Here is a 25,790-nt window from a genome sequence, read left to right as displayed (position 1 = left end):
AAAACTTGATATAACTTGCCATTCGGAATCAGTTAAACTAGAAGGAAAACACATTTGCAAGATGGTGTTTGATTAAACCTCTTAGTTACAACACTGATTCCTTTTTTTATGCTTTTCTTTTTAAACACCCTCTGAGCGAAGACGAAGGATGGATTGGCACAGGCCGCACCATTTATAATAACAAAGGCAACGTGGTGATGCAGTTTGAGCCTTATTTCAGCAGTACGCATTTGTGTGATACCGCAGCACAAGCCGCCAGTCAGGGTGTGAGTCCCAGGATGCATTATGATCCGCTTAGCCGCGTGCAGCGCGTAGATATGCCGGACGGTACGTTTAGTAAAACAGAATGGACCAGTTGGCAACAGACAAGCTATGATGCAAATGATACCGTAAAAGACAGTGATTGGTACGCCGCGATACTGGCTTTGTCCACCACAGACCTTAACCTTACGCAGGCAGACATCGCGGATATACAAAAAAGAAAAGATACCGCCGCTAAAGCAGTAGTGCATTATAACACGCCAACAGTGGTCCATCTGGACGCGCTGGCAAGGCCTTTTTATACAATAGCCTCCCCCGGACCCTTCGGAGGAGGGGTGATGGATATCCATAGCTATGTTGTATTGGACATTTTAGGTAACCGGCTGGCTGTAGTTGATGGTTTAGGCCGCACGCAGTTGCAGTATCGCTACAATATGTTGAAGCAGGTATGCTATCAGCACAGTATTGATAGCGCCGACAGTTATACCCTTACCGATGTGGCAGGACAACCGCTTTACGCTTGGGATGCGGAAAAGCGTCGTTTTACGGTTGCGCATGATGTACTTCGAAGACCGGCGCAGAAAAAGCTGGCACTTTACAACAGTACGACGCAGGACTGGCATACAGATACTGTATTAGAAATAACGAACTACGGTGAAAGTGCAGCAAACGCAATAACGCTCAATCTGCGCGGACAGGTTTACGAACATTTTGATAGTTCAGGTAAAACATCGATGCCACTTGGATATGACTTTAAAGGTCAGCCGTTGCAAACCGCGTTGCAATTAATTGCAGATCGTACAGTAACCGATACGGATTGGAATACCAACCCTACATTGTCTACAGAAACATTTACCACCACTATACAGGCAGATGCACTGGGCAGACCCGTAACGCTGACCGATGCGGGCGGCAACCAGACACAGCATGTGTATGATCGCGGTGGGGCTCTGAAAACAGTGCGCCTTAATGGCGATAGTTATGTGAACGATATTCATTACGATGCCAAAGGACAAAGACAAGCGATCTGGTATGGCAATGGCACCAAAACATCCTATGTTTACGATTCGCTTACCTACAGGCTTACACGATTACTCACCGTCAATGTAAATACTGCAAGCACTCATTACAACGAAATACTGCAGGACCTGAATTACTATTATGATCCGGTGGGTAATATCGCTTTCATCCGTGATGATGCGCAACAGACCATTTTCTTCAAGAATAGCGTAGTAAGCCCCGATCAGGATTTTACCTACGATGCGTTGTATCGTTTGATACAGGCACAAGGTCGTGAACTAACTAGCCTGGCCACCTTAGGTAGCAGTGATAACTATAACGATAGCGATCACATCACTACGCAAAAAGGAAATGGCAGCGCGGTGCAGAACTATATGCAGACCTATGAATATGACGCAGTAGGTAATATAAAAACGCTGACACATGCCGCCGCCGCGGCAGGTTATACGCGTACCTATCAATACGGATCAGGCAGTAATCAGCTGTTAAGCACGAAAGTAAATGGTCAGACGTTTGACTATAGTCACGACGCCCGTGGTAATATGATCACGATGCCGCACCTGCAACAAATGCAGTTCAACGGACTCAATGAGCTGCACTACACTTCCTCCTCCTTTGGCGGAGGCCAGGTGGAGGCTTCTTATCAATACTCCGGTGGTCAACGCATCCGTAAGTATGTGCAGAAAAGTGGCATTGCAGAAGAACGTATTTATTTAGGCAGTTTTGAACTGTATCGTAAATACGACAACGGCACGCTAACACTGGAACGAAGCACCGTACATGTCTCTGATGATACAGGTCGTATAGCGATGCTAGAGCAGCGTAATCCAAACTATACAGACAGCAATGCCGCTACGTTACAACGATACATCTACTCCAATCATCTTGGTTCTGCCGCTTTGGAATTGGATGAATCTGCCGCCGTGATTTCTTATGAAGAATATCATCCGTATGGCACCACTGCTTACCAGGCAACCGATGCCACGATCAATGCCGTTGCGAAACGTTATCGTTTTACCGGCAAAGAACGCGATGAGGAATCGGGTTTGTACTATCATGGTGCGCGGTATTATATCCCGTGGTTGGCGAGATGGAGCGCGTGTGATCCGCTGGAAGGGAAGTATGCGCCGTTAAGCTGTTATAATTATGGGTTCAACAATCCAATAACTTGGACAGACCCTACTGGCATGGGACCAAATGATAAAAAGATCCAGTACACTGAACAGCCGACAACGGGCGTTCGCGAAAAGCATTCTGACAGTGGATATACTGGAGTGCCTGCACCGGATGTCCATCTTCCAGAAGTTGTTATACACGGTGGTTTTGCTCCAAGCGGTGGAGATACAATGCGGTCTGTCACTGAAGATGAAATGCATGGTTACAATCTCTGGTATTACATGAAAAATGGGAATTCTGAGATTTCAATTCCAACGCATATTGTTGATGCAGTCGCGAATCCCGCATCAAGATTTTTACAACAGGTTACGTCTGGGATCACAGGACAAAAAACTGTGCATAACCTTGATGGTACCGATGCATGGCAGACAAACGTTCAAGTAGGTGCTGGAGGAAATGTTTCTCCGGTAGATGCTGGAAACACCGGACTAATGATCGCATTGGAAGGGTTACCTCAGGTCAAAAATTCAGCGGCAACAGATCTAGTTAAAACAGAGTCCAAACAAACTTCAGCTAATGCAGTCACTCAAACAACTATTGAAACAACAACTCAACAAGCGATACCCGCTGCAGAAACACTACGAAGCGAATTAGGTATACTTAAAAATTCTGCGAGAACATTAAGTAAAGACGAAGATATATTAATTACACCTGCAGAAGGCTTACAATCTTCGCACTCTGGTAAATTTGAAAACGTAACTTTGGGAACAAAGGGTGATAAAGCAACGACATATTTATGGACAATAGACGAACGAGGTTTAAATGTTGCGTTAGAAAAGACGCCTATGACAACTGACCGAGGTAATATAGTTCATAGTAATATCAGCTCAAAAGCATACATAGCTGGCGAAGCATGGTTTGAATCGGAAAACACCGTAATAATAAACGCTGGATCCGGTAGATTTGGAGACGGTAATCCTTTAGTTAATGAAAAAACATGGGAAGCCGCTCAACAGTTTTGGAAGAGTTTAGGTTATGAAGTTAAAGCTATACCATTTAAAACACGATAAGTTATTATGAAACTTTGGCAATTATCCGCAGTTTTGGGATTTGAACAAGAAATTTCCGATCGCTATCTGGGCACATATAAACGAGAGGATGGCCAGAAGGAGCTCGATGAATTCATTATTGAAAAAGCTTTAACTGATAGTCAACTCCGTTATTATGTAGCATCGAACAATAGTCTTCGCTTAATGCCTGAGGATTTATATTTACAGGGTCAAGGCGTCAAAATTATAGAGATATTGAGTGTATTGGATGCATATAAAAAATATGGCGCTGATGCTATTACTGAAGTTGTTGACTACGGTAGTTACAATTTGTAATTATCCGCTGTTCGACATGTAAGTACAGCGCATGTCGAATGCTAAATGAACTGTAATTCCATTAATTTTGCAACTATTCAAAGTTGGCTCACTCAGTCGATTATTTTCTTCGCGTGTACAACTTTAACTTGTTGTCAATAAGAAAAACAACATGAAACGGGCAGCTTCTTTAAGCTGTCCGTTTTTTTATATTTCCCTTGGTGGGTTATTGAATATTTATATCGATTTTACATTGAATGGGATTACAAAATCCCAATTATTTATAGTTCGACATGCGCTACGCTAACATGTCGAACAGCAGGAGTGAATGAAAAAAAATAAGCTATGGATTCAGTTTATATTACTTGCAAGAAACCGCGGAATGATATTCAAAATTTTTATACAATAATAGATTGCCTGATAAATTACAAATACGACTTCCACAATACAAATAATGATGGTAAGCTGCCTGATTTGGTTATCTCAAAATATTTACAAAAAGGTGATGACATTGATGCAGGTAATTTACCTAATATATATGCTACTTGTTTGGAAAATGAGGATATTTATGAGAGAAACGAATACTATCCGGTCGAAGACAGTGGGGAAGAATATTTTCCAATTATTGATCTGGAGTGCAGAGATGAGATGTTTCTTTTGGAATTCATAATTAAATTGTTAGAACATAATGCTGATTTTTATGTAGCTAACACTCGGTTAAATACACTTGATTTATCAACATTGAAACGATTCCTTGCAGAGAGTAATCATTCATGGCAGTACTATGGTATTGCAAAAAAGCCAAGAAATTTTTAATCTGAATAGTCCTAAAAAAGTGACAGATTTTAAATAGTCCCGGTTGCTATCAAGTAGCCGGGATTTTTATGCCACGACGCCCGTGGTAATATGATCACGATGCCGCATCTGCTGCATCTGCAAACGATGCAGTTCAATGGGCTCAATGAGCTGCACTACACTTCCTCCTCCTTTGGCGGAGGCCAGGTGGAGGCTTCTTATCAATACTCCGGCGGGCAGCGCATCCGTATCGATTTTACATTGAATGGGATTACAAAATCCTAATTATTTATAGTTCGACATGCGCTACGCTAACATGTCGAACAGCGGGAACAGGGAATGTATCACCGTGACTACGAACGGAAATTATATACAAAAGGAGCAATAGATGCTGGAAACAAAGCTTACGAACAATAACAACAGTAATCATATATGAACCAGGAAAAAATAATAGCACTTTTAATTTTAGATAATAGAGATGAATTTTCCAATTCATATCAACTATGCAAGATTCTCGCATGGAAGTTTAAAATTATTTCTTGCGATAACTTAATAAAGAATCTATGCGACGAAAAGCTAATTGATGCTCAGTACACGAATGGTCTTGGCAAATTTACACTGACAACTAAGGGGAAAAATGCCATAACTCAACACTGGAAAGAAACTACAGATTATTACACAGCAGTATTTCCAGACGAAGCAATTTTTATTAACAAACTCAAATTGAACTACACAAACTAGAAGATATCGACATCTATACAAAAGGTTACAGAGTTTATTCTAACTTAGGTATGTTTTAAAACGGGTAAGGTTACAAAACGGGTAAGGTTACAATAGCAGCGGAAAGCCCACAGTGCAGCAACGCGGAGCGAGGACTTGCAGCGGATAGCGCGACCCGAAGGGGCACGCCGAAAAATAAAAAAAATAAAAGCCGTGGAATACAATACCTGTATGCTGAAACATCAGATGTTTGAGTACAACGTATAAAAAAACGGGTCCCCATTATGAGCGGACCCGTTTTTAGATTTTAACTTTTGCCTTTCTAATTTATTTCACCACAAAATTCGCTACAGACTGTTGTCCTTTTTCGTCGGTCATGCGGATATAGTACATGCCTTTTGCCCAGCTGTTCACTGCGATTGCAGCAGTTTGTGTAATGGTGCCTTTCCATACCGTTTGGCCAACACTGTTGATTACGGTTGACTGAAGTACAGAACGTGTGTTGTTGCTGATGTTTACAACATCTGATGCTGGCACCGGATAAATTTTGATATCAGCATTGTTCACGATTGTTGGTACACCAGCGGTCTGATTGTAGGTAAGTGTGATGTTTGTGTTGTTGATATTAAAGAACACATTGTTGTTGCCTTTCACCTTGATGCGACCCTTAGTGGTAGTGGCCACATTTGGAATCGTTACAGTTGCGGATCCATTATTCGGCACAGTAGCTACTGTGTACGGATAGTTATAACCACCATCTACCGACAGATAAATGGTCACGCTGTCACAGCTGATCGGGGCTGCATTTGTGCCTGATATATTCCATGTAATAGTTTGCTGCGTAGCACCCGTCCAGTTTACAGCTGTGTTTGGACTGGTAACTGTGAACGGTGTTGTTGTGTACACAACATTTAGATGGATGGAATCGGTAGGGAAATTAAAGCAACCAAGTCCATTGAAGATATCTCTGGTTGTAAGACGGAAGCAAAGTTTGCGGGAAGTATCCGGCAGTTTTTCACCCAGGTAAGAAGTGATATTCGCGAGCAATTTTACCGGTGTTGGAAACACGCGTGTGCTGGAGCTATCCGGAGTGAATGAACGGAAGATTGGTCCGAAGCGGCGAGTCGGGGCAAATGATGTATTGAAATCTCCGAGATCCCATTCTTCCCAGCAGTAGGTAAGCGTGTCTGCTGTTGCATCGATTGCTGCAGGAGCTGTTAATTCAAATGGTGTTTTGAACGGGATGTTGTACGATGCGTTGAATGCGCCAACAGTGTTCGGTGTATTACCTGTACTGCTTGCTACAGCACAAGTGCTGCCATAACCTGTTGTGATATAGTTGGAGATCTGATTCAGACTGGCTGCATGGAAATAGGCATCGCTGTGCTGCTGCAGATTATCACCTGCGCCGCAGATGCCTGCGTACGCCATGATTGTAGAACCGCTGCCTGGTTCATACGAGATAGTGGTGTCCGCATTACCCTGACAAGAACCCGTATTGGCATTGAATGTGTGACCGGCACCATATTGGTGGCCCATTTCGTGCGCTACATAGTCGATGTCAAAAGGATCGCCAACCGGGCTGCCAGAACCGGTTACACCTCTTGCTTTGTAAGATGCTGAGCACACGCAACCCTGAAATGCAACGCCGCCGCCGCCTGTGCTGAATACGTGGCCGATGTCATAATTGGCAGTGCCGATAAGGTTAGTGACGGTTTGTTGGTTTTCTGCCAGCATGGTGCCGCCACTGTTGTTGGTATAAGGATCGGTGGTTCCATCGAGAAATATCAGTGTGTCTTCATTGCCGATCAGCGTCATGGTAACCGCTACTTCGCGTTCGTATACACCGTTCACGCGGTTTATAGATGTTACCATATGGCTCAGTACTGCTGCTTTGGTGGGACTTGCGCCCGCAACTGCAACTGAATATTCGCCGGTACAAGCCAGCGCCAGACGGTAAGTTTTTTTCTGTGTACCGTTGGTGCGGTTGAGCGGTGTAAGATCAGGCAGACCGGTTTTGTTTAATGCGATTGGCTCGGCAGTCTGGCCGGCAATCTGTTCGCTGCCCACCGTACAAGCCATTGTTTGACCTGCAGGTCGTGTATAATCCTTTTTGTAGTAAGAGATATAATAACCATCGTTGGTATTGCTGTATGGATCAATGAAGGCTGTATTGGCACCGTCGAAGATCATCGCGTGAAAACCAGAAAGTGTGTAATCGATTTTCGCGGTAACAGTTTTATTGTCTGTAGCCACTGCCGTGAAGGTATTGATACCCGGATAGCGGTCGCTCAGGTTTTTTTCCATCATCGGTGTCTGCCAGATTCTGAACGAGCGGAATGAACCATCTGGCATTGGCAACTGAATTACCTGCGCCATCGCCGGATCTTCGGAAATATTCAGCAATTGCGATTTCAGTACCTGATTATTGGCGGTATAAACGAGAAATTGGTCAGGATGGAGCAGTTGTTTGCCTGTGCTGGCTACCTGGTTGGCATTTACATTTTGCCAGAGGCTGCTGTAATCGCTGGCGAAGACAGCTGGCGAAGTCAGGCCTGCACATAAAAGCAGCGTAATAATTTTCTTCATTGTGCTCTTGTTGAATTTTTATTAACTAAACTCGATTAGTAGTTGGCGTCATATTTTGGTTTCGTATTGTATTTCGGCTGGTCCTTTTTTTGCGGTTGCTGCTGCTTCGTCGGGTCCGATTCGAAAGAATTTTTCGGTACGGACGTATCATTTTTGTCGTATACGATATAGACTGTGCTGTTGCCGTATTTTACCGGATCTATGATATATACTTTACCGCTCCAGATTATCTGTCCGCGCATTTGGTTGCCGTCATAGTCCAGACGTAAATCTGCATCGGCATTTGCATCGCTTCTGCCTTTCAGTGATACGATCTCAGGGTATTTGGCCGCCAGCTCTGCAGACATAGTTCCTGATACCTGCGTTGTAAACGCACGACAATCGTCCGGGCCGGATAACGGCATGGAAAATGGCGCAGCAGTTGTTTTCGCTTTTATGAAAAAAGCTTTCAGTTGCCGGTCTGTTGATATAGCGTAGGTATTGAAGTGTGTTGGTAAGGTATAGGTGGGGACGTCTGACTGCAGCGGGTTGTTTACTTTGTACCATTCCAGTTGCAGACTATCCTTTGCGTTGTTGGAACATACAGGCACGCTGGATGGCCGCGTGGACTGGTTGGTCGTTTTCTTTGAAGTGCTGCATCCGCCCAATAAAAACGTCAATCCAGCCAGTGCCGGAAAAATTAATCTTGTATTCATTATTTATTTCAAAAAACTTAAAAGAATAATAACGAATATAGGCAAAAAATGGCCGTCAGGGCTTTGGCTCGCGAAATAACAAATACGAATCCTTAAAATCAGCCGTTCATATAGTGTTTTTCTGCTACAAGCGGCGAATGCCCAGCCTTAATGAGTTTAAAATCAGAACCACATCGCTCACGGCCATCAGGCCGGCACCCCATGTTGGTGAAAGCAATCCTACGGCTGCTATGGGAATGGCACAGATATTATAAAAGAATGCCAAGAATAGGTTTTGCCGGATGGTTTGATCTGTATAAATACCAAGACGTAAAGCCTTTGGCAAAGAAGAAAGTTTATTATTGGACAAAATCACGTTGGCCGATTGCATGGCGATATGTGTGGCATCGCTCAGGGAAATACCGACTGTCGCTTTTGCTAACGCCGGTGCGTCATTAATGCCATCACCAACCATTGCTGTCGGGGCCGATTTTATGTACGATTCGAGTCTGTTATTTTTCTGTTCGGGCGATTGTTCGCTGTACACTTCGTCAATACCGAGCGCTGCCGCTATTTTTTCGCATTTATCTTTTTTGTCGCCGCTGAGTAAAATGGTTTTGTAGCCATGACGGTGCAATGTTTCAATCGTTTCTTTGGCATCATCGCGAAGCGTATCACTGATACTTAACGCTCCGGTATAATGCCCGTTTTTTACCAGGTAAAGATCGTGGCCGGACGGTGCGCCAGTGCCCAGCCAGCGTTCAGATCCAAGTTGCCATACATCGCCGTTTTCATCTGTGGCCTGCATGCCCTTGCCTTTTATTTCTTCTATTGTGGGGAACGAAACAGGATGAACATTTTTCCATTGTGCAATAATGGACTTCGCGATTGGATGTGAGGAACGTTGCTCTATCGCAACAACGACGGATCGGAAGTTATTTTCATCAATGCCGTTTGTTACCACTTGTTCCACTTGTAATTGCCCGGTGGTCAGTGTGCCTGTTTTGTCAAACACAATCTGCTTTACCGTTTTCATGCGTTCCAAAGTGTCGCCGCCTTTTACCAGAATGCCGTTGCGCGCGGCGCGTCCCAGTCCTACAGCTACCGCAGCAGGTGTGGCAAGTCCCATCGCACAGGGGCAGGAGATAACCATCACAGCAATGGCACGCATCATTGACTGTTCAAAATCGATGGAGACCGCAAAGTAGTTGATCAGGAAAGTGATGAGCGCAATACCGAGTACCGCCGGAACAAATATGGCGCTGATTTTATCCGCCAGTTTCTGCATTGGCGGTTTGGTGGCCTGGGCTTCACGCACCATTCGAATGATGTTACTAAGCACAGACTCCGCCCCAACGGTCGTTGCTTTTACCCGTAAATTTCCTTCCTGTACTAATGTGCCACCAACTACGGCATCGTTGATTTCTTTTTGCACCGGCATACTTTCGCCGGTGATCATGTGTTCGTCGAGCAGGGCAGTGCCATGTACAATGACGCCATCCACCGGCACGCTGTCACCATGGTTTACGAGTACTACATCTCCGTTACGTACATACTTGCTTTCTACTTCCATCACGCTTTCTTTGCCGATGCTGTCGGTCATGACAATGCGCGCTTTTTGTGGCTGCAAACGAACGAGATCGTCGATTGCAGCTGAAGTAGATTTTACGGTTTGGCGTTCCAGCCAGTTGCCAAACATGACCAATGTAATAATGGCTGCAGTTGTTTCGAAGAAAAGATAGTGATGCGCCTGATTGGTCAATAACAAGCCCGCAAGTGAATAAATATAAGCCGCCGATGCACCGATCATAATCAGCACATCCATGTTGGGAATGCCATGTTTCAGCGAACGGAACGCACTGGGCATAAAAGAATAACAGCCGATGGCAAATACAGGGGTTGCTAAAACTAATTGTACCCAGGGATTGTGGAGAAACGGCCAGGAAATAAACATGTGCAGCAAAAGCGGAATGGTAAATGCTGCGCAGATCAGTAATAATGTATTGTCATTGTGTTTGCTCTGGTGATGATGATGGCCTGCATGTATGTCTGCTTCGTCAGTATCCCGTATGACGTGGTAACCAAGTCCGTCAATCGCATCATAAATCTTCACTACGTCCGTATCTCCGGCAGCCGTAAAATTTGCATCGCCGGAAACAGCATTAACAGAGATATTGGTCATTCCTTTTTTCTCCAGTAATTTTGAAACGGTTAATGCACAATTACCGCAGGTCATACCTTCTATCCGCGTTGCGTAGGTTTTGTTCATGAGCTTTAAATTTTCACAACCAGAATTTATCCAGTTATGACACCAGTTTTACAAATTTCCTATTCTTTGGTAACAATTAAAAATGCTGTCGAACAGTTTTGGCAATACGCGCATCACTACAGAGTATTGGCTTTCAGCGGAGAGCTGGGTGCAGGGAAAACGACTTTTGTTCATACGCTTTGTGAATATCTGGGCGTGACCGATGCCGTAAGCAGCCCCACATTTGCGCTTATTAATGAGTATCATTTCCAGGCAAATGCTATGGACAATAAGATTTATCATATGGACTGGTACCGTGTGAAAGATACGGACGAAGCCATCAATGCCGGAATGGAAGATGCATTGCTGAGTGATGCCTATTGTTTTGTAGAATGGCCGGAACAGGCGATCGAATTGTTTCCGCTTCCTTACTTATGGATCAGCATAGAAACATTGGAAGATAATAAGCGCAGCATGACGGTGAATCTGGTGAGTCACTAATTATCCCAGCCATCAAGGGTAGTGTCAGCGAATAGCCTTATCATGCTTCGTCTTCTGAGTTTGGTAAGGCTAAATATCATGTGCAGATTGTTTCGTTTGCTGTTGGCGGACGTTCTTCTCCCTCAGCGGACGTTAGATGAGGTTTCAATTTATTTTTATTGTTTTGCAGGGAATACGTTAAATATATGTTGTTGCGTAAATACTCTGTAATTCTTTATTTACTGATTATCTGCATAGTGGCGTTGCCTTTATTCGGGCATCTTAACGAAACGCCGCTGCAGTTGTATGATGAGCAGCGGCTGGCCAATAACGCATTTGAGATGGTGCAAAGCGGCAATTGGGTGACCACAACTTTTGATGGTCAGCCTGATTACTGGAATCCGAAACCACCACTATTGATCTGGCTCCAGGCTTTCAGTCTGCGCACGTTTGGTTATAGCGAACTTTCTTTGCGGCTTCCGTCGGCTATAGCTGCGCTGCTTACCTGCTTATTGATATTTGGTTTTTGCCGGGAGTTTCTGAAAAAACAATTGCTTGGTATTATAGCTGCGATCATACTGGTGTCATCATCTGGATATGTAATGCTGCACGGCACGCGGACCGGCGACTACGACGCGTTGCTCACTTTGACTCTTACTGCAACAGGTCTTTTTTATTTTGCGTTTCTGCAAACCGGAGAGAAGAAATATCTGAACAAGACGTTTGCTTTTTTGAGTATCGCTTTTCTTACAAAAGGTATTGCAGCGCTAATGATCTTGCCTGGTTTGTTTTTGTATACGCTCTGGAATAAACAACTGACAACTGTACTCAAAATGCCACGGTTTTATTGGGGCGCTTTATTGAGCATTGTTCCACTTACTGTTTATTTTGTTATTCGTCAGCAAGCTGATCCTGGCTTTTTCAAAGCTTTCTGGGGGCTGGATGTTTCGGGTCGCTTCTTCCATTCTTTAAATAATGATCCACTTCCGGTCAGCTACTATATAAATGACATTGCCAGGCGCGGATTTCTTTACTGGTGGCCGTTTGCGGTGGTTGGAACTGGTGTTTCAATATTTATAAAAAACAGAACGCTGAAACGTTTCATTGTTTTCGCTGCATTCTTTTCATTCAGTTTTCTGATTATCATTTCCGCCGCAGGTACAAAATTTTTGTGGTACGCATTGCCGGCGTATCCTTTTATGGCGATGCTCGCAGCTGTGCCCGTTTATTTGTTCACGGTTTTTTTGCAAAAAAGATTTTCGGAAAAGTTATGGCTGGCGGCGCTCGTTTCTGTGGTTGTGGTGGCCGCTATCAGTTTTGTGCCGTTTCGTAAAATGCTTAATGAAACGCTTAATCCACAAACAGAACGATGGGAAGCGGAAAACCAGGAAATGGGCTTCTTCCTGCAAAGCGCATTGCGTGGTAGTCGCAATATCCAGAATTATAAACTGATCATGGATTACAGTGAAACCAATCTGATCTGGTATATACGTGTGATGGAACTGAAGGGAATGAAGGTGACGCGCAGAGATCAGTGGACCCCATGGAATGTAGCGGCTGGTGATAAAATAGTCGTGTACAGTACGAGAAACAAAGATTTTGCAGAAACGCATTTTTATACGCATGTTCTGGAAGATTTCCGCGCCGTAAGAATTTATGCGGTTGACAGTTTGCGCGGAGCGAACTAAAGTCAAAAATTAGAAGCTGGTTTCTTTTGAAGAAAAAAAGCGTCTCCATAATTGTTATAGAGACGCTTTTAATCAAGATGGAAATTGAAGCAGGGCAGGAGTTACCCTTTAGGGGCTATGGGTGTGTAATATCTGATTTCAATTGTTTCTGCATTTTTTTACCCGGCAGGTAAATCTGAAAACCTACATTGAAGTCGAGTGAATTGCTTGTAGTGGCGTTGCCGAAACCTGCGGCAATATTATATTTCAGCAAGGCTTCCAGGCCAATGTTAGGTGTTACGAAATAGCTCCATCCCGGACCGAAACCAATTCCCAGACCGTTTGTGTTTGTTTTGCCACCATCCTTTACTGAAATATTTCTGCCTGCAAAACCTGCATTGGCTTCCGCGAAAAAGCAAGAACGTTTTAAGACCTGCACTTTTTTATCCTTCAGATAATAACGGCCGAATGCACCAACTCCATAGCCGAGGTCGGAGGCGCCATCGCTGGTTGAAAAATCGATATTAACGTAACCGCCAACAGCGATATTATCTTCGATGAAATAACCCAGTTTCGGAGAAATATTCATACTGAAAGCTGTATTTTCTTTTTGGAAATTCAGTTTGAAGTTCGAAACGTCAGAGCCAACGAGTAAATTTCCTTTCTCGGTCTGAGCATGGGCGGCAACGCCATTAAAAACAGCGCATAGTACAGAGAGGCGCAGTAAATGTTTTTTCATCTTAATTATTTTGTGAATGAAGTCGAGTGCGACTTCGGAGGATAACTCAAATTGTATTCCACTTTTTTTCTCTTTATGTATAAAAGTGTACAATGCGGGCTTGTTTTCAGATCGTACGGACAATGATCAATAGTAGTGCCGGAGATGCAGCGTGCGACGCAAGGGAGTTTAACCGGAGAAAGAATGCTGGCGGCAAAAGGACAAATCTGGCGTAACTGTTTCGAAAGGACATTTGTGTTTAAAGAGTTTCGCCGATTGAGTGACCCTTGAGAACACTCACGCTAATAACGTAGTAACGGCCGATGTTTTAACCCTTTAGATGTAATTGTTGAAAAGTTATTTGGCGAAGCTCTCAGAAGAACTCACTATCTTGCCACCATGCAAATAACCTCAGCTGTCGTTGGTGGCTTGTCACTTGGCCTGTTTATGGCCATTTCGGTCGGCCCAACTCTGTTTGCTATAATCCGTTACAGTCTTAACCACAGCTACAAAGCGGGGGTAGCGTTCGTATTGGGGGTTTCGTTCAGTGATATTATGTACGTGACTATTGCCAATATGGCTACGCCATGGTTGCAGTGGTTTCATCAATATGCACGTACGCTTTCTTATCTCGCAGCTGCTGCCTTGATGATTGCAGGAGCGGTAGGTTTATTAAAAAAATACAAACCCCAGCGACCGTCTACCAAAAAAGTTACTATCAATAAAAGCGAATATTTCAAGATATGGGGAAGCGGATTTCTGTTGAATACACTAAATCCCGCACTTATTTTGCAATGGATATTGGCAGCTACGGCTACTGCGGCTGAGGTCGGTTTTTACCGGTTTATATTTTTCGGTTGTTGTCTGGGATTGGTTTTAGGTGTTGATTTACTGAAAGTTATATTGGCGGATTCCATTCGCAGAAAGCTCACCTTGCGGAAAATTATGTACTTGCATAAATTCTCGTCGCTCTGTTTGTTAGTATTTGGTGTTGCCATTCTGATTCTCACAATACTTAATATTGAATTAAAGAATCCTGCCGAGCGAAAATCCTCATATAACCATTACCGATACACTGAAATTTTAAAGATTGCCAAAGCTTAGTATCTTTGCAGCCTCATGTCTGACGCGATACGCCACGAATGCGGATTAGCATACATCCGCCTTCTGAAACCACTGGCTTACTACCACCGCAAATACGGAACAGCTTTTTATGGCCTTAACAAATTGTACCTGCTTATGGAAAAGCAGCACAATCGTGGGCAGGATGGTGCAGGTATTGCAACCGTAAAGCTTAACGTAGAGCCAGGCCACCAGTTTATGCACAGAATGCGCATCAGCGGTGCGCAAGCTATTTCTAAAATCTTCCAGAACATTCAGCAGGAAGTAAGCGACCTCGAAAAAATGTACCCGGACATACGTCAGTATCCCGGTTTGCTGAAGGGGTATCTCAACTTTATGGGTGAAACCCTGCTGGGCCACCTCCGTTACGGTACACAAGGCCGCAACAATGTGGAGTTCTGCCATCCTTTTATGAAACCAAGCATCAACCCGACACGTACGCTTACGATGGCGGGCAACTTTAATCTGGTAAATACAGATGAGTTGTTTTCGATGCTGGATGCACACCCCACGACTACCATTCGCGAAAGTGATCTGGGCGCAATGATTGAGATGGTACACTACTATCTCTGTCTGGCTGATGATACAGATCCTGAAGCGCTTAATATCGAAGGTATTCTGAAACAGGCTACCGGTCATTTTGACGGCGGTTATGTATGCAGTGGTCTTATCGGTAATGGAGACAGCTTTGTGATGCGCGATCCGAACGGTATCCGTCCCGCTTATTTCTTCCAGAATGATGAAGTGATTGTTGCGGCGTCTGAACGTCCGGCAATCATGACTACTTTCAATGTTCCTTTGGAAGAAATTAAAGAACTGAGACCGGGTAGTGCCATCATCATTAAAGCTAACGGCAGTCTGACTAATCCTCAGATTCTGGAAGCGGGTGAACATAAAGCTTGTAGCTTCGAACGTATCTATTTCAGCCGCGGCAGCGATGCTGATATTTACCGTGAACGAATGGATCTTGGTCGTAACCTGGCACCAAAAGTGCTGGACATGATCGACAATGATCTGAAAAATACGATTGTTTCTTTTATCCCAAATACCGCGGAAATCGCGTTTTATGGTTTGATCAAAGGTTTGGAAGATTATCTGAACGAAATCAAGATCAGCCGTATTCACTCCCGTACATTGACAGAAGAGGAAACGCGTGAACTGATCAATCGCCGCGTGCGCATTGAGAAGATTGCGATTAAAGATGTGAAGATGCGTACGTTCATTACCGAAGACGCTTCGCGTAATGAAATGGTGCAGCACGTATACGATATCACTTATGGTACCGTAAAACAAGGTGACACGCTGGTAGTGATTGATGACTCCATCGTTCGTGGTACCACGCTGCGCGAAAGCATTATCAAAATGCTGGATCGTCTGGGGCCGAAACGTATCATCGTTGTTTCTTCCGCGCCACAAATCCGCTTCCCCGATTGCTACGGTATCGATATGAGTAGAATGGGCGATTTCATTGCCTTCCAGGCAGCTGTTGCTTTGTTGAAAGACCGTGGCATGGAAAATGTGCTGCAGGAAACTTTCCAACAGTGTAAAGATGCGGAAGCAAATGGTCAGTTGAAAGAACAAAACTTTGTAAAAGCAATCTACGCACCATTCACGCCAGAAGAAGTAAGTAAAAAGATCGCAGAATTACTCCGTCCGGAAGATGTGAGCGCTTCTGTGGATATTATTTACCAATCAGTAGAAGGTTTGTACGACGCTTGTCCGCACAATAAAGGTGACTGGTATTTTACTGGTAACTATCCGACACCGGGCGGTAATCGTGTAGCTAACAAAGCATTCATGAATTACATGGAACAAAAAGAAGGCAGAGGTTATTAATCGCTGCTGGTTTAAATTATAGGCCCCCACAGTACTTGCTGCGGGGGCTTTTTTATGTCAGAAATTGATGCTGATCAGATCTGTAGTGCTGTAGTAAAAACCAGGATCGTCTTTCGCTTTCGAGCCAAACGTAACTACTGAAATTTCTCTTACTAATCCTTTGGTGGAATAATATCTGTACCAGGATTGTGCGCCGCTGCTTTGTACTTTTAAAACAGCACAATCAAATGTCCCGGCTACAGTTGTAATTCTTTTAAAGGTTATCCATTGAGATTGATAATATTCCCCAAAATAATTTTCGCCGGAGGAAAAAGTGTCGTTGAGTACTATCGGGAATTTCATGAGCCTGATAGGGACTGCGTTCAGGCTATTGCCAACTGAATTCATATCATATAAATAGGCACTTAATCCTGCATTTCGAGGCGTGGCAGAATCAAGTGGGAACGCAAGATTCCAAAATCCATCGCTGGCATTCTTCAAATGATAATTGACGAGATTGGCCCCTTGTCCTATGCAGAGTTTGGTCGTTTTGCTGCCATTGATAATTGTGTCCGCAAGGGTCCTCATTGTGTCGCCGCTGTCATAAATCCAAACATGGCCCTGTGTAAGCGGAAAGCTGTCCAACAGCACTGGTGCACAATCTGAATCTGCCGGCAATACAAAATAATGTAACGGACCTGGATCTTCTTTTTTGCAGGCGGCAATGAAGATCAGAAAAGAAAGAAGATAAATAGAGATACGCATCTCGACAGGGATTTCTCCTAAGATATATCATAGATAAACTATTTGCAAGTAAAGCCCGCTGCTCCCGCAACCGGCTTACTATTCTTTTACAAAATCCTGACTGTTTGATCTACACTTCGCCTCTTCTGATGACACCCAATAAAAAAGATATAATGGCCAGTACGAGTAAGATATAAATGATGCTGCCTGCATTCCATACAAAAGCACCTAACAACCAGCCTATGAGCAAAATCACGGCGATGATATACAATAGCGATCTCATGATTATAGTTTTTGGTTCAATTAGAACCTCAAAAGACTGTGCCAACATTCCTCCCCAAAAACTATTATTTTCTTAAAAAGGAGTGAAACGTATTAAAGAAATAGCCTTTTTGTACAATTGCCCTCAACAGCGTTTTAACAATAAGAATGAGTTAAATCAAGGTTTTTGAAGAAAAAAACAACATAGTTGGGGTTGCAAATCTTAAAAAATACCTCTTTATTTACGCCACCAAAAAACACCTTCTAAAACATTTTTAAAATGAGAAAAGTATTACTCGGCGCCGCAGCCCTTTCCGTAATGTTCGCAACATCTTGCAAAAAGAACGACGATAAAAGCGGTCCATCTGGCACCAGCACTTATACATTAGCTGGTACTACCTACAATCCATCCAGCACTGTTAGAGGAACAGGCGGAAATCTGGGATCTCTTACTGGTCTTGATCAAAGTGGTAATTCATTTTCAACAACGTTCCAGACAATGCCTACAGCGAACGGTACTTACAAGATCGTTACTGTAGCACCAACTGCTGCTGATGAAGTGGCTATTTTGGCTACAGCAGTAAGTGGAACGGGTATGGCTGCTTACACAAGCCTGGCAACTTCCGCAGCGACAGCTACTGTTACCGTTAATGGTGGTAAAGTCACTGTAGTTGTTCCTGAAATCTCTGCAATGCGCAGCGTTAATACCGTACAGGATACAGTGAAAATCTCCGGTACACTGGTTGAAAACTAGTCTGTCAAAAAGATAAATAGGAAAGGTTCACACGGATGTGTGGACCTTTTTTTATGGCTGTGCATTTCCTGTAAACGTGAAACGCATTATGCAGATAATGTTTTCATAGACAGGCGGATGTTCCTTTTTTCAGCGCGGAGACAGTGCGAAGTATGTGTTGGCATGGGGCTTTTAACGGAAAAATAGCCTTATTAGGGGTTGGATTTCTTGGAAAATACCTCTTTATTTACGCCACAAAAAGAAACACCTCTAAATATTTTATAATGAAAAAGATCCTGCTTGGCGCTGCAACCCTGTCCGTAATTTTTGCGACATCCTGCAAAAAGGACGATAATGGCCCTTCAAATTCATTTACACTGGCGGGCGCCACTTACAATCCGACCATTGTGTCAAAGTCTGACGCTGCAGGTTACTCTGTGTTGGCTTCTACTGATCAGACAAACGTCTACACGATTCAGTTCAACATCGTACCTGTGATTGGTGGTACGTTTAATATTGTGGATGACGTTGAGGCGGATAATCAGATCAAGATTACTGCGGTTACTCAAGGTGGCGTAAAATCAATTTACGAGTCAATTGACAACGCAGGTACTGCAAATGTTACCATCAGCAATGGCAAAATGAGTGTGACGCTTTCTGATGCGTTAGTAAAACGTACCAACACTAGTTCAATGAAATCTGATACAGTAAGAACCTCTGCTGTATTGACGCAGCAATAATACTGCCAGATAAAATATCTATAAAGCAAAAGTCCCTCTCCATGATATCTTGGAGAGGGATTTTTATTTTAAGGTTGAGATCATTTAGAATGTCCTGTTGATACCGATTACATAACGGAATGTTGTGTATTGCGGATTGGCATACGGCGGACGATTCAGGAACAGCGGTACGTCAAAGCGCAGCGTTAATGGTTTCGCTTTATCGAAGATGCCCCATTTTTTAATAGTGAATGCAATACCGGCACCGGCATCAAAACGGATATCACTCCACATTGTCGTTGGTGTGATCTGGGTAAAATCAGAAGACTGGTAATTGCTCAATTCCATCAGGCCCGCGTCTGCAAAGGCGTACAGGTCTGCGTGCAGCCAGTTGCGCGTCAGGCGTGGCTTCAGCGGAATATAATCATCTACATCTACTTCCAGGTTTGCGGAAGCACCACTGCGACCTTTATAAGCTACCATCACATTGCCGTTGCGTTCGTCTGCCGCAAAATAGCCGGCGTAACCGCGAAGGTTTAGTCCACCGCCTTGCTGGAAATGGTTTACATCATAACGGGAATAACCTTGCCAGTCGTCCGGTACAAAACCCTGGCTGCGTGTGTACTTGTCTTCCATCATTTGCTCCGGATTTGCGCCAGCTAAGAACAAAGCGCTTTCATACGGAATATTGGAACCGGTACCATAACGGCCAAAGAGGCGAGTGCGGATTTCGAGTTTGTCAAGTTTGTTATAGTTCACGGCTTCGATCTGTGCATAGCTATAGTTAAATGCTTTGCTGTTGTTGCCGGTGAAGAAAGGTGCACGGAAGCTGAACGTATAGTTACCATCGCCGTGAACGTAATGATAGCGGTGATTCCATGCGAGATTCAGTGATGAATTCGGATGTGCCATTTTACTGCTCCATTCTTGTGGGTACAGCAGATAGTCCAGATCGTAATTTAACTGACGCCACATTGTTTGTCCGTATAGCTGCACGGTGTTTGCTGCATTCGGTAACCAGTTAAAACCTGCACGGTGATAATTCAAACCATCCAGAATACGGCTGTTGATTTGCAGTTGCAGTTTTGCATAGCGACGAGTAAGCGGCGAAACATAATTGAACGTATAACTCAATGGCAGGTAGCGCGCATACCATCCTTCACTTTTTAAGCTTTGGTATTGACCTTCCTGACCTACGTGCGTATTCCACCAAACCGTTGCATCTATTTTATGCAGGCTACCGAAATAATCTCCTTCAAAATGTACACCTGCTTTAACGCCATCTACTGAGTTCCACCAAAGATCAGGACGGATATACATGCGATAATAACGACGGTCATTCGGCATGTTGAAGCCGCCGTCCAGCTTTAGTTTGATGGATTGTGGCGCAACCGGTAATCCGCGTGATTTGTAATTGTTTTCATAATCTACATCGGCCAGGCGGAATGTGGTATCTAATTGTACACGACGAATGCCAGACGGAATGTACACATGTGCGTCGTAGGTTGGTTGAATCTTGCTCCAGCCATACCATTTCGGTAAAACCGTTGCATCTGTTTGTTTCGTAAACCAATCGTTGGAAACATAGAAGCTATGTTTCTCGCCATTTTTCGCAGTTACTGTAAAATCAATTGGCATCTGCATTTTGCCTACACGTTGCAGACGAATGGCAAAGCTGTCACGTCCGTCGATTTTGCGGATCTTACCAATTTTGTAATCGATCGTTTTTGTTGTTTCAAACCATTGATCGAAAAACCAGTTGAGATCGGCGTGTGTGAATTGAATCACGGAAGCGCGGAAATCTTCAAAGTATGGATGGCCGAAACGCCATTGTTTGAAATAATGTTGCATCGTTGCCAGGAACAATGAATCGCCCAGCGTGTATTGCAAATTGTACAGCATCGTCGCTGTTTTGAAATATACCTGACGGTAACCACCTTCATGGCCTAATGCATCGTTAAAGTCATTAGAATGTGTATTGATCGGCGTTTCGGTTTGGTTCAACGCATCATAAGTATAGGCACTGAAAACATTACGCTCTTCTGCAATTGTTGGCTCAGTCAGCCAGCGTTTGAATTTTGATTTCGGTTGATCTACTACCATTGTATCTCCATCAATACGACGAAGTCCATATGCAGTGAGGAATTGAGTAAAACCTTCGTCCATAGCTGCACGATAAGTTTCATTGCTGCCCACCATTCCATAAAACCAGTTGTGGCCGATTTCATGCACCAGCAAACCTCTGTAGCCAGGTTCGCGACCACCGTCTAATGTCAGCATCGGGTATTCCATGCCGTCGTTGGCATCAGCAGCTACCATTTTCGGATACTGATACATGCCGATGTCTTCAGAAAAAGTCTTGATGATTTTTGCGACGTATTCAGCTCCGTTTTGCCAGCCTGAGGCGTGGGGCTCTTGCGCGATTGCTACACATTCTATACCATTCCAGGTTGTATCGCCAATGCGATAAGAAGGATCGGCAGTGAAAGCAAAATCATGCACGTTATCGGCGTGATAGCGCCATGTCTTACGCTCGTTTTTATTATATGGAGTAATAATGGATGGCGGTTCGTTCCATTTTTTATTCGCGAAATTTTTGATATCGAGTTTGGCGCGGAGTGCATCCGGCAATACTTCTGAACGGTTTTCCAACACGCCTGTAGCTTCTACTACATAGTTGGACGAGAAGTTGAGCGATACATCATAAGAACCGAAATCACCGTAAAACTCCTTGTTCAGATGTTGGTAAGTATCCCAGCCAAACTTGCGATCGTAAACGGTAATTTTTGGGAACCATTGTACACCGTTGTAGTGTGTAGCGCCCCAGGCGTTCCACATCTGCATGCGGCGGCGGGTGCTGCCTTTATCATACCAGGTGGTAAAATTCATTGCGAATGTAACCTTGCTGTTCGGCAACAAAGGTTTTGGCAGGTACACTTTCAGAATGGAGTTGTCCAGTTCGGATTTCACTTCAGCACCGTTTACTTTCAGATTTTCCACAATTGTGCCCAGTCCGGCTGCTTCGTTTTTCCCTAAAACCGTCTTTTGATGAAGCGTTTTTTCGAGATTATGCAGGTAGGAGCCTTTGATAAATGCATTTTGCCAAAGGTGGAAATACACAAAATGCAGCGTGTCCGGAGAATTATTCCAGTACTCCAGTTGCTCGGTAGCGTTGATGGAATTGTTGGTCTCATCAATCCTGGCGTCGATCGTGTAATGAACATCCTGTTGCCAGTAAGCCCCATCTGGCTTGCGATTCTGCCAGTAAAGCGGATTGGTGCTGCTGCGGTACGTGTTATCGTTGAGCTGCGCAAAACTTGTAATAGAACTAGCGGCAAAACCAATTGCCAGTAAAATTTTCTTCATGCGGTGGCAATAAAAAAGTGGGGTGAAAATACGTAATAATGCGGCAATGCGGTAATGTTGAGGAATGCGGTAATTTAATGTGCATAATGTGTTTAATGTGGGGAATGGTCAAACGTGAAACGTCAAATGTCAACTGTAAGTCCAATAATTCGATAATCCGATGATTAATGTGGATGTATAACCAGAATGTCATATCGACGTAGGAGATATCCCGCGAAATAATGGGGCTCACGCTCTTAAAAAAAATTTCGCTCAACTCTGTGAATATACTCGCGTAGGAATTCCCCTTCAGGGGCCAGGGATGAAACAAAAAAACGGCCAGCAGAAATCTGCCAGCCGCGTACGTTTATATTTTCATTTTTTGTGAAATCAGTGATTAAATGGTGTGGTGCACATTCTTCATATTAAACACATTTCACCAAATTAACTCAGCGATCTAAAGTTCCAGTTTTAAGTACTGCCCCGTATGGCTTTCCTTGATCTTCGCAATCACTTCCGGTGTTCCTTCACCAACGACTTTTCCACCGCCACCACCGCCTTCAGGACCCATGTCAATTACATAGTCCGCCACTTTTACGACATCAAGGTTGTGTTCAATGACTAATACGGTGTTGCCGCGATCTACCAATCTGTTCAACACTGTAAGCAGATGTTCGATATCCTGGAAATGCAGACCCGTTGTCGGTTCATCAAGAATATAAATCGTTTGACCCGTATCACGTTTAGATAATTCCGTCGCAAGTTTTACACGCTGTGCTTCGCCACCAGAAAGCGTTACCGCATTTTGTCCAAGCGTTACATAACCCAGACCCACATCTTCCAGTGTTTTTATTTTACGATGCAGGAATGGTACGTTGATGAAAAATTCCACCGCATCTGCAACAGTCATGTTCAATACATCAGCGATTGATTTTCCTTTGTAGCGAATTTCCAGGGTTTCACGATTGTAACGCTGACCATTACATTTTTCGCAAGGCACATAAACATCCGGCAGGAAGTTCATTTCAATCACGCGCATGCCGCCGCCCTGGCATTCTTCACAGCGACCGCCTTTTACATTAAATGAAAAACGACCTGCATTATAGCCGCGAATTTTTGCTTCCGGAACTTGCGAAAACAGCTGGCGAATTTCATTGAAGAACCCACAATATGTTGCTGGATTGCTTCTCGGCGTACGGCCAATCGGGCTTTGATCAATTTCAATTACTTTATCAATTTTTTCGAGGCCTTCAACCGATTTGTACGGCATGGGCTGTTGCTTGAAATTATGATAGCAATGTTTACCCAGAATAGGGTAGAGTGTTTCATTGATCAAGGTACTTTTGCCACTACCGGATACGCCGCTGATACAGATAAATGTGCCCAACGGTAATGTAATGCTTACATTCTTCAGATTGTTGCCGGTAGCGCCTTTTAGCTTTAGCTTGTTGCCATTCCCTTTTCTTCGTTCTTCCGGTACGGCGATTTTTAAAGTATGATTTAAGAAACCGGCAGTTGTGGTTTTGTCTTTGATTACCTCCGCAGGTGTTCCCTGGCTTACAATTCGTCCACCGTGAATACCCGCTGCAGGGCCAATATCGATGAGATGATCGGCAGCGAGCATAATATCTTTATCGTGTTCTACAACGAGCACCGAGTTGCCTCCGTCGCGCAGGTTTTGCAGCGCCGAAATCAACTTGTGATTATCTCTTTGGTGCAGGCCAATACTCGGTTCATCGAGAATGTACGTAATACCCGTAAGCTGCGAACCAATTTGCGTTGCCAGTCGGATGCGCTGTGATTCGCCACCACTCAGTGTTCGCGTAGCACGGTCTAGTGTAAGATAATGTAAACCTACGTCAAGCAGGAAATGCAGCCGATCGCGGATTTCTTTCAGAATATCTTTCGCGATCACACGTTGTTTTTCGCTCAGTCGTTCTTCGATGCCGGTAAACCATTGCATTAGTTCTTGCAATGATTGCTGCGAAAGCTCTGCAACATTTTTATTATCAACTTTAAACCAAAGGCTTTCTTTCTTCAGACGAGCGCCGTTACATTCCGGACAAGTGCTCAGCTGCATATAACCTTCAGCCCAGTCACGTATGGCTTCAGAAGTGGTTTCATTAAACCAGCGCAGCACCATATTGATGATGCCTTCGTAATTATGATGATGCTCTGCAAGCTGCTCGTGGTAAGCTTCTGATTCGTCATCAGTATAAGAAAGCACGCCTTCTTCATTGCCATAAAGCAGAATATTCATCTGTGCTTGCGGAATATCTTTGATAGGCTTGTTCAGCGGAATTTTATTCTTCTTCGCCAGAATCATTGCCTGTTGATAAGTCCACGCATCACGCTCAGAACCGAGTGGTGCAATACCCCCGTCATTGATCGATTTATTCCGGTCGGGAATAATTTCATCCATGTTTACGAGATACACACTACCCAGACCTTTACAACGTGGACAAGCGCCATAAGGTGAGTTGAACGAGAATGTGTTTGGCGAAGGTTCTTCATACGAAAGACCGGTGTCCGCACACATCAGTTGTTTGGAGTATTGTGCAAGGGTGTTTTTATCTGTGTTCAATACAAACATCAGATCTTTTCCCATTTGCAGAGACTTTTGAATGCTTTGGCTCAAGCGCGCCTGCGCGTCATCTTGCACAAGCATGCGATCTACTACCAGTTCAATATCGTGGATTTTATAACGATCCAGCTGCATGCGTTCTTTGAGGTCGGTGATTTCACCGTCAATGCGCACTTTCAGATAACCTTGTTTGCGCAATTGCTCAAAAAGTTCGCGGTAATGTCCTTTACGGCCACGCACTAATGGTGCAAGCAAAGCAATTTTCTTACCGGAGAAATTTTCATAGATATGCGATACGATTTCCTCTTCGGAAAACTTGGTCATTTTCTTGCCGGTATTATAAGAAAATGCCTCTCCAACACGAGCGTACAGGAGACGCATAAAATCGTACACTTCCGTTACCGTTCCCACTGTAGAACGTGGGTTGCGGTTGGTCGTTTTTTGTTCGATGGAAATAACCGGAGACAAGCCACTTACCTTGTCCACATCCGGACGGTCGAGATCACCCATAAACTGACGGGCATACGCGGCAAAACTTTCCATATAACGGCGCTGACCTTCGGCAAAAATGGTGTCGAAAGCAAGCGATGATTTACCACTGCCGGAAATACCAGTAATAACAACCAGCTTATTTTTTGGAATCCGTACGTCTAAATTTTTGAGATTGTGGACTTTGGCACCCAGCACTTCAATGAATCCATTCTGATCCTGCAATTGTTCTTTCTTAGCCATAGAAATAGTGATACGCAATTTACGTAGCTTTTGGGTTAATCCGTTAATAGGGCAATAGGTAATACGTTAATGGGGTGATACGT

The 25,790-nt window shown here is 44.0% G+C and carries 19 protein-coding genes; 11 read left to right on the top strand and 8 right to left on the bottom strand.

The features are described from left to right. Window positions 1–68 precede the first annotated feature (68 nt). The 5 genes from DN068_RS00320 (at window position 69) to DN068_RS00305 (ending at window position 5,297) form a co-directional block, all read left to right on the top strand. Window positions 69–3,467, top strand: a complete 3,399-nt coding sequence (locus tag DN068_RS00320; protein ID WP_110996881.1) for an RHS repeat domain-containing protein — start codon at window positions 69–71, stop codon at window positions 3,465–3,467. Between the two features lie 6 nt (window positions 3,468–3,473). Further along, a complete protein-coding gene (locus DN068_RS00315; RefSeq protein ID WP_110996880.1) occupies window positions 3,474–3,782 on the top strand; it encodes a hypothetical protein in 309 nt (102 codons plus the stop codon). Between the two features lie 324 nt (window positions 3,783–4,106). Then, window positions 4,107–4,577 carry a hypothetical protein gene (locus tag DN068_RS00310; protein WP_110996879.1) on the top strand — a complete coding sequence of 157 codons (471 nt, stop codon included), beginning with the start codon at window positions 4,107–4,109 and terminating at the stop codon, window positions 4,575–4,577. A 99-nt stretch (window positions 4,578–4,676) separates the two neighbouring features. Beyond that, the gene (locus DN068_RS22010; RefSeq protein WP_165836234.1) at window positions 4,677–4,841 is read left to right on the top strand and encodes a hypothetical protein; all 165 of its coding nucleotides are present in this window, start codon (window positions 4,677–4,679) and stop codon (window positions 4,839–4,841) included. A gap of 147 nt (window positions 4,842–4,988) precedes the next feature. Next, window positions 4,989–5,297, top strand: a complete 309-nt coding sequence (locus DN068_RS00305) for a hypothetical protein (protein WP_110996878.1) — start codon at window positions 4,989–4,991, stop codon at window positions 5,295–5,297. 306 nt (window positions 5,298–5,603) lie between these two features. Here the strand turns inward: DN068_RS00305 and DN068_RS00300 are convergent, their stop codons facing one another. The 3 genes from DN068_RS00300 to DN068_RS00290 all read right to left on the bottom strand — a co-directional run bounded on the left by DN068_RS00300 (window position 5,604) and on the right by DN068_RS00290 (window position 10,808). Then, window positions 5,604–7,865: a reprolysin-like metallopeptidase gene (locus DN068_RS00300; RefSeq protein ID WP_110996877.1), complete on the bottom strand. Its 2,262-nt coding sequence runs from the start codon at window positions 7,863–7,865 to the stop codon at window positions 5,604–5,606. Between the two features lie 35 nt (window positions 7,866–7,900). Then, window positions 7,901–8,560: a hypothetical protein gene (locus DN068_RS00295; RefSeq protein WP_110996876.1), complete on the bottom strand. Its 660-nt coding sequence runs from the start codon at window positions 8,558–8,560 to the stop codon at window positions 7,901–7,903. A gap of 124 nt (window positions 8,561–8,684) precedes the next feature. Further along, entirely contained in the window at window positions 8,685–10,808 is a 2,124-nt protein-coding gene (locus DN068_RS00290) for a heavy metal translocating P-type ATPase (protein ID WP_110996875.1), read from the bottom strand. Window positions 10,809–10,844: 36 nt separating this feature from the next. Between DN068_RS00290 and tsaE the strand changes: the two genes are divergently transcribed. Continuing rightward, entirely contained in the window at window positions 10,845–11,288 is a 444-nt protein-coding gene (tsaE, locus tag DN068_RS00285; protein WP_110996874.1) for a tRNA (adenosine(37)-N6)-threonylcarbamoyltransferase complex ATPase subunit type 1 TsaE, read from the top strand. 185 nt (window positions 11,289–11,473) lie between these two features. After that, a complete protein-coding gene (locus DN068_RS00280; protein WP_110996873.1) occupies window positions 11,474–12,955 on the top strand; it encodes an ArnT family glycosyltransferase in 1,482 nt (493 codons plus the stop codon). Between the two features lie 115 nt (window positions 12,956–13,070). Here DN068_RS00280 and DN068_RS00275 read toward each other — a convergent pair whose 3' ends face one another. Beyond that, complete coding sequence (locus DN068_RS00275; RefSeq protein WP_110996872.1) at window positions 13,071–13,673, bottom strand: outer membrane beta-barrel protein; 603 nt, start codon at window positions 13,671–13,673, stop codon at window positions 13,071–13,073. A 378-nt stretch (window positions 13,674–14,051) separates the two neighbouring features. Here DN068_RS00275 and DN068_RS00270 point away from each other — a divergent pair, with 378 nt between their 5' ends. Beyond that, window positions 14,052–14,756, top strand: coding sequence for a LysE family translocator (locus tag DN068_RS00270; RefSeq protein ID WP_110996871.1), 705 nt, complete (start codon window positions 14,052–14,054; stop codon window positions 14,754–14,756). A gap of 15 nt (window positions 14,757–14,771) precedes the next feature. Then, complete coding sequence (locus tag DN068_RS00265; protein ID WP_110996870.1) at window positions 14,772–16,610, top strand: amidophosphoribosyltransferase; 1,839 nt, start codon at window positions 14,772–14,774, stop codon at window positions 16,608–16,610. Between the two features lie 57 nt (window positions 16,611–16,667). Here DN068_RS00265 and DN068_RS00260 read toward each other — a convergent pair whose 3' ends face one another. Both DN068_RS00260 and DN068_RS00255 read right to left on the bottom strand, forming a co-directional pair. Further along, a complete protein-coding gene (locus DN068_RS00260; RefSeq protein ID WP_110996869.1) occupies window positions 16,668–17,354 on the bottom strand; it encodes a hypothetical protein in 687 nt (228 codons plus the stop codon). 109 nt (window positions 17,355–17,463) lie between these two features. Continuing rightward, window positions 17,464–17,616 (bottom strand): lmo0937 family membrane protein, encoded by a 153-nt coding sequence (locus DN068_RS00255; RefSeq protein ID WP_110996883.1) that lies wholly within the window; start codon window positions 17,614–17,616, stop codon window positions 17,464–17,466. A 258-nt stretch (window positions 17,617–17,874) separates the two neighbouring features. Here DN068_RS00255 and DN068_RS00250 point away from each other — a divergent pair, with 258 nt between their 5' ends. Together DN068_RS00250 and DN068_RS00245 are read left to right on the top strand one after the other, a co-directional pair. After that, a complete protein-coding gene (locus DN068_RS00250) occupies window positions 17,875–18,348 on the top strand; it encodes a hypothetical protein (protein WP_110996868.1) in 474 nt (157 codons plus the stop codon). 263 nt (window positions 18,349–18,611) lie between these two features. Beyond that, window positions 18,612–19,067 (top strand): hypothetical protein, encoded by a 456-nt coding sequence (locus DN068_RS00245; RefSeq protein ID WP_110996867.1) that lies wholly within the window; start codon window positions 18,612–18,614, stop codon window positions 19,065–19,067. A gap of 84 nt (window positions 19,068–19,151) precedes the next feature. On the opposite strand, the gene DN068_RS00240 is transcribed toward DN068_RS00245, so the two are convergent. Further along, window positions 19,152–22,412 carry a M1 family metallopeptidase gene (locus DN068_RS00240; RefSeq protein ID WP_110996866.1) on the bottom strand — a complete coding sequence of 1,087 codons (3,261 nt, stop codon included), beginning with the start codon at window positions 22,410–22,412 and terminating at the stop codon, window positions 19,152–19,154. Window positions 22,413–22,848: 436 nt separating this feature from the next. Then, the gene (gene uvrA / locus DN068_RS00235; protein ID WP_110996865.1) at window positions 22,849–25,707 is read right to left on the bottom strand and encodes an excinuclease ABC subunit UvrA; all 2,859 of its coding nucleotides are present in this window, start codon (window positions 25,705–25,707) and stop codon (window positions 22,849–22,851) included. Between the last annotated feature and the right edge of the window lie 83 nt (window positions 25,708–25,790).

It is taken from the genome of Taibaiella soli, from assembly GCF_003236175.1.
In the GTDB taxonomy this organism is placed as follows: Bacteria; Bacteroidota; Bacteroidia; order Chitinophagales; family Chitinophagaceae; genus QKTW01.
This window is presented reverse-complemented; position numbering and strand designations above follow the sequence as displayed.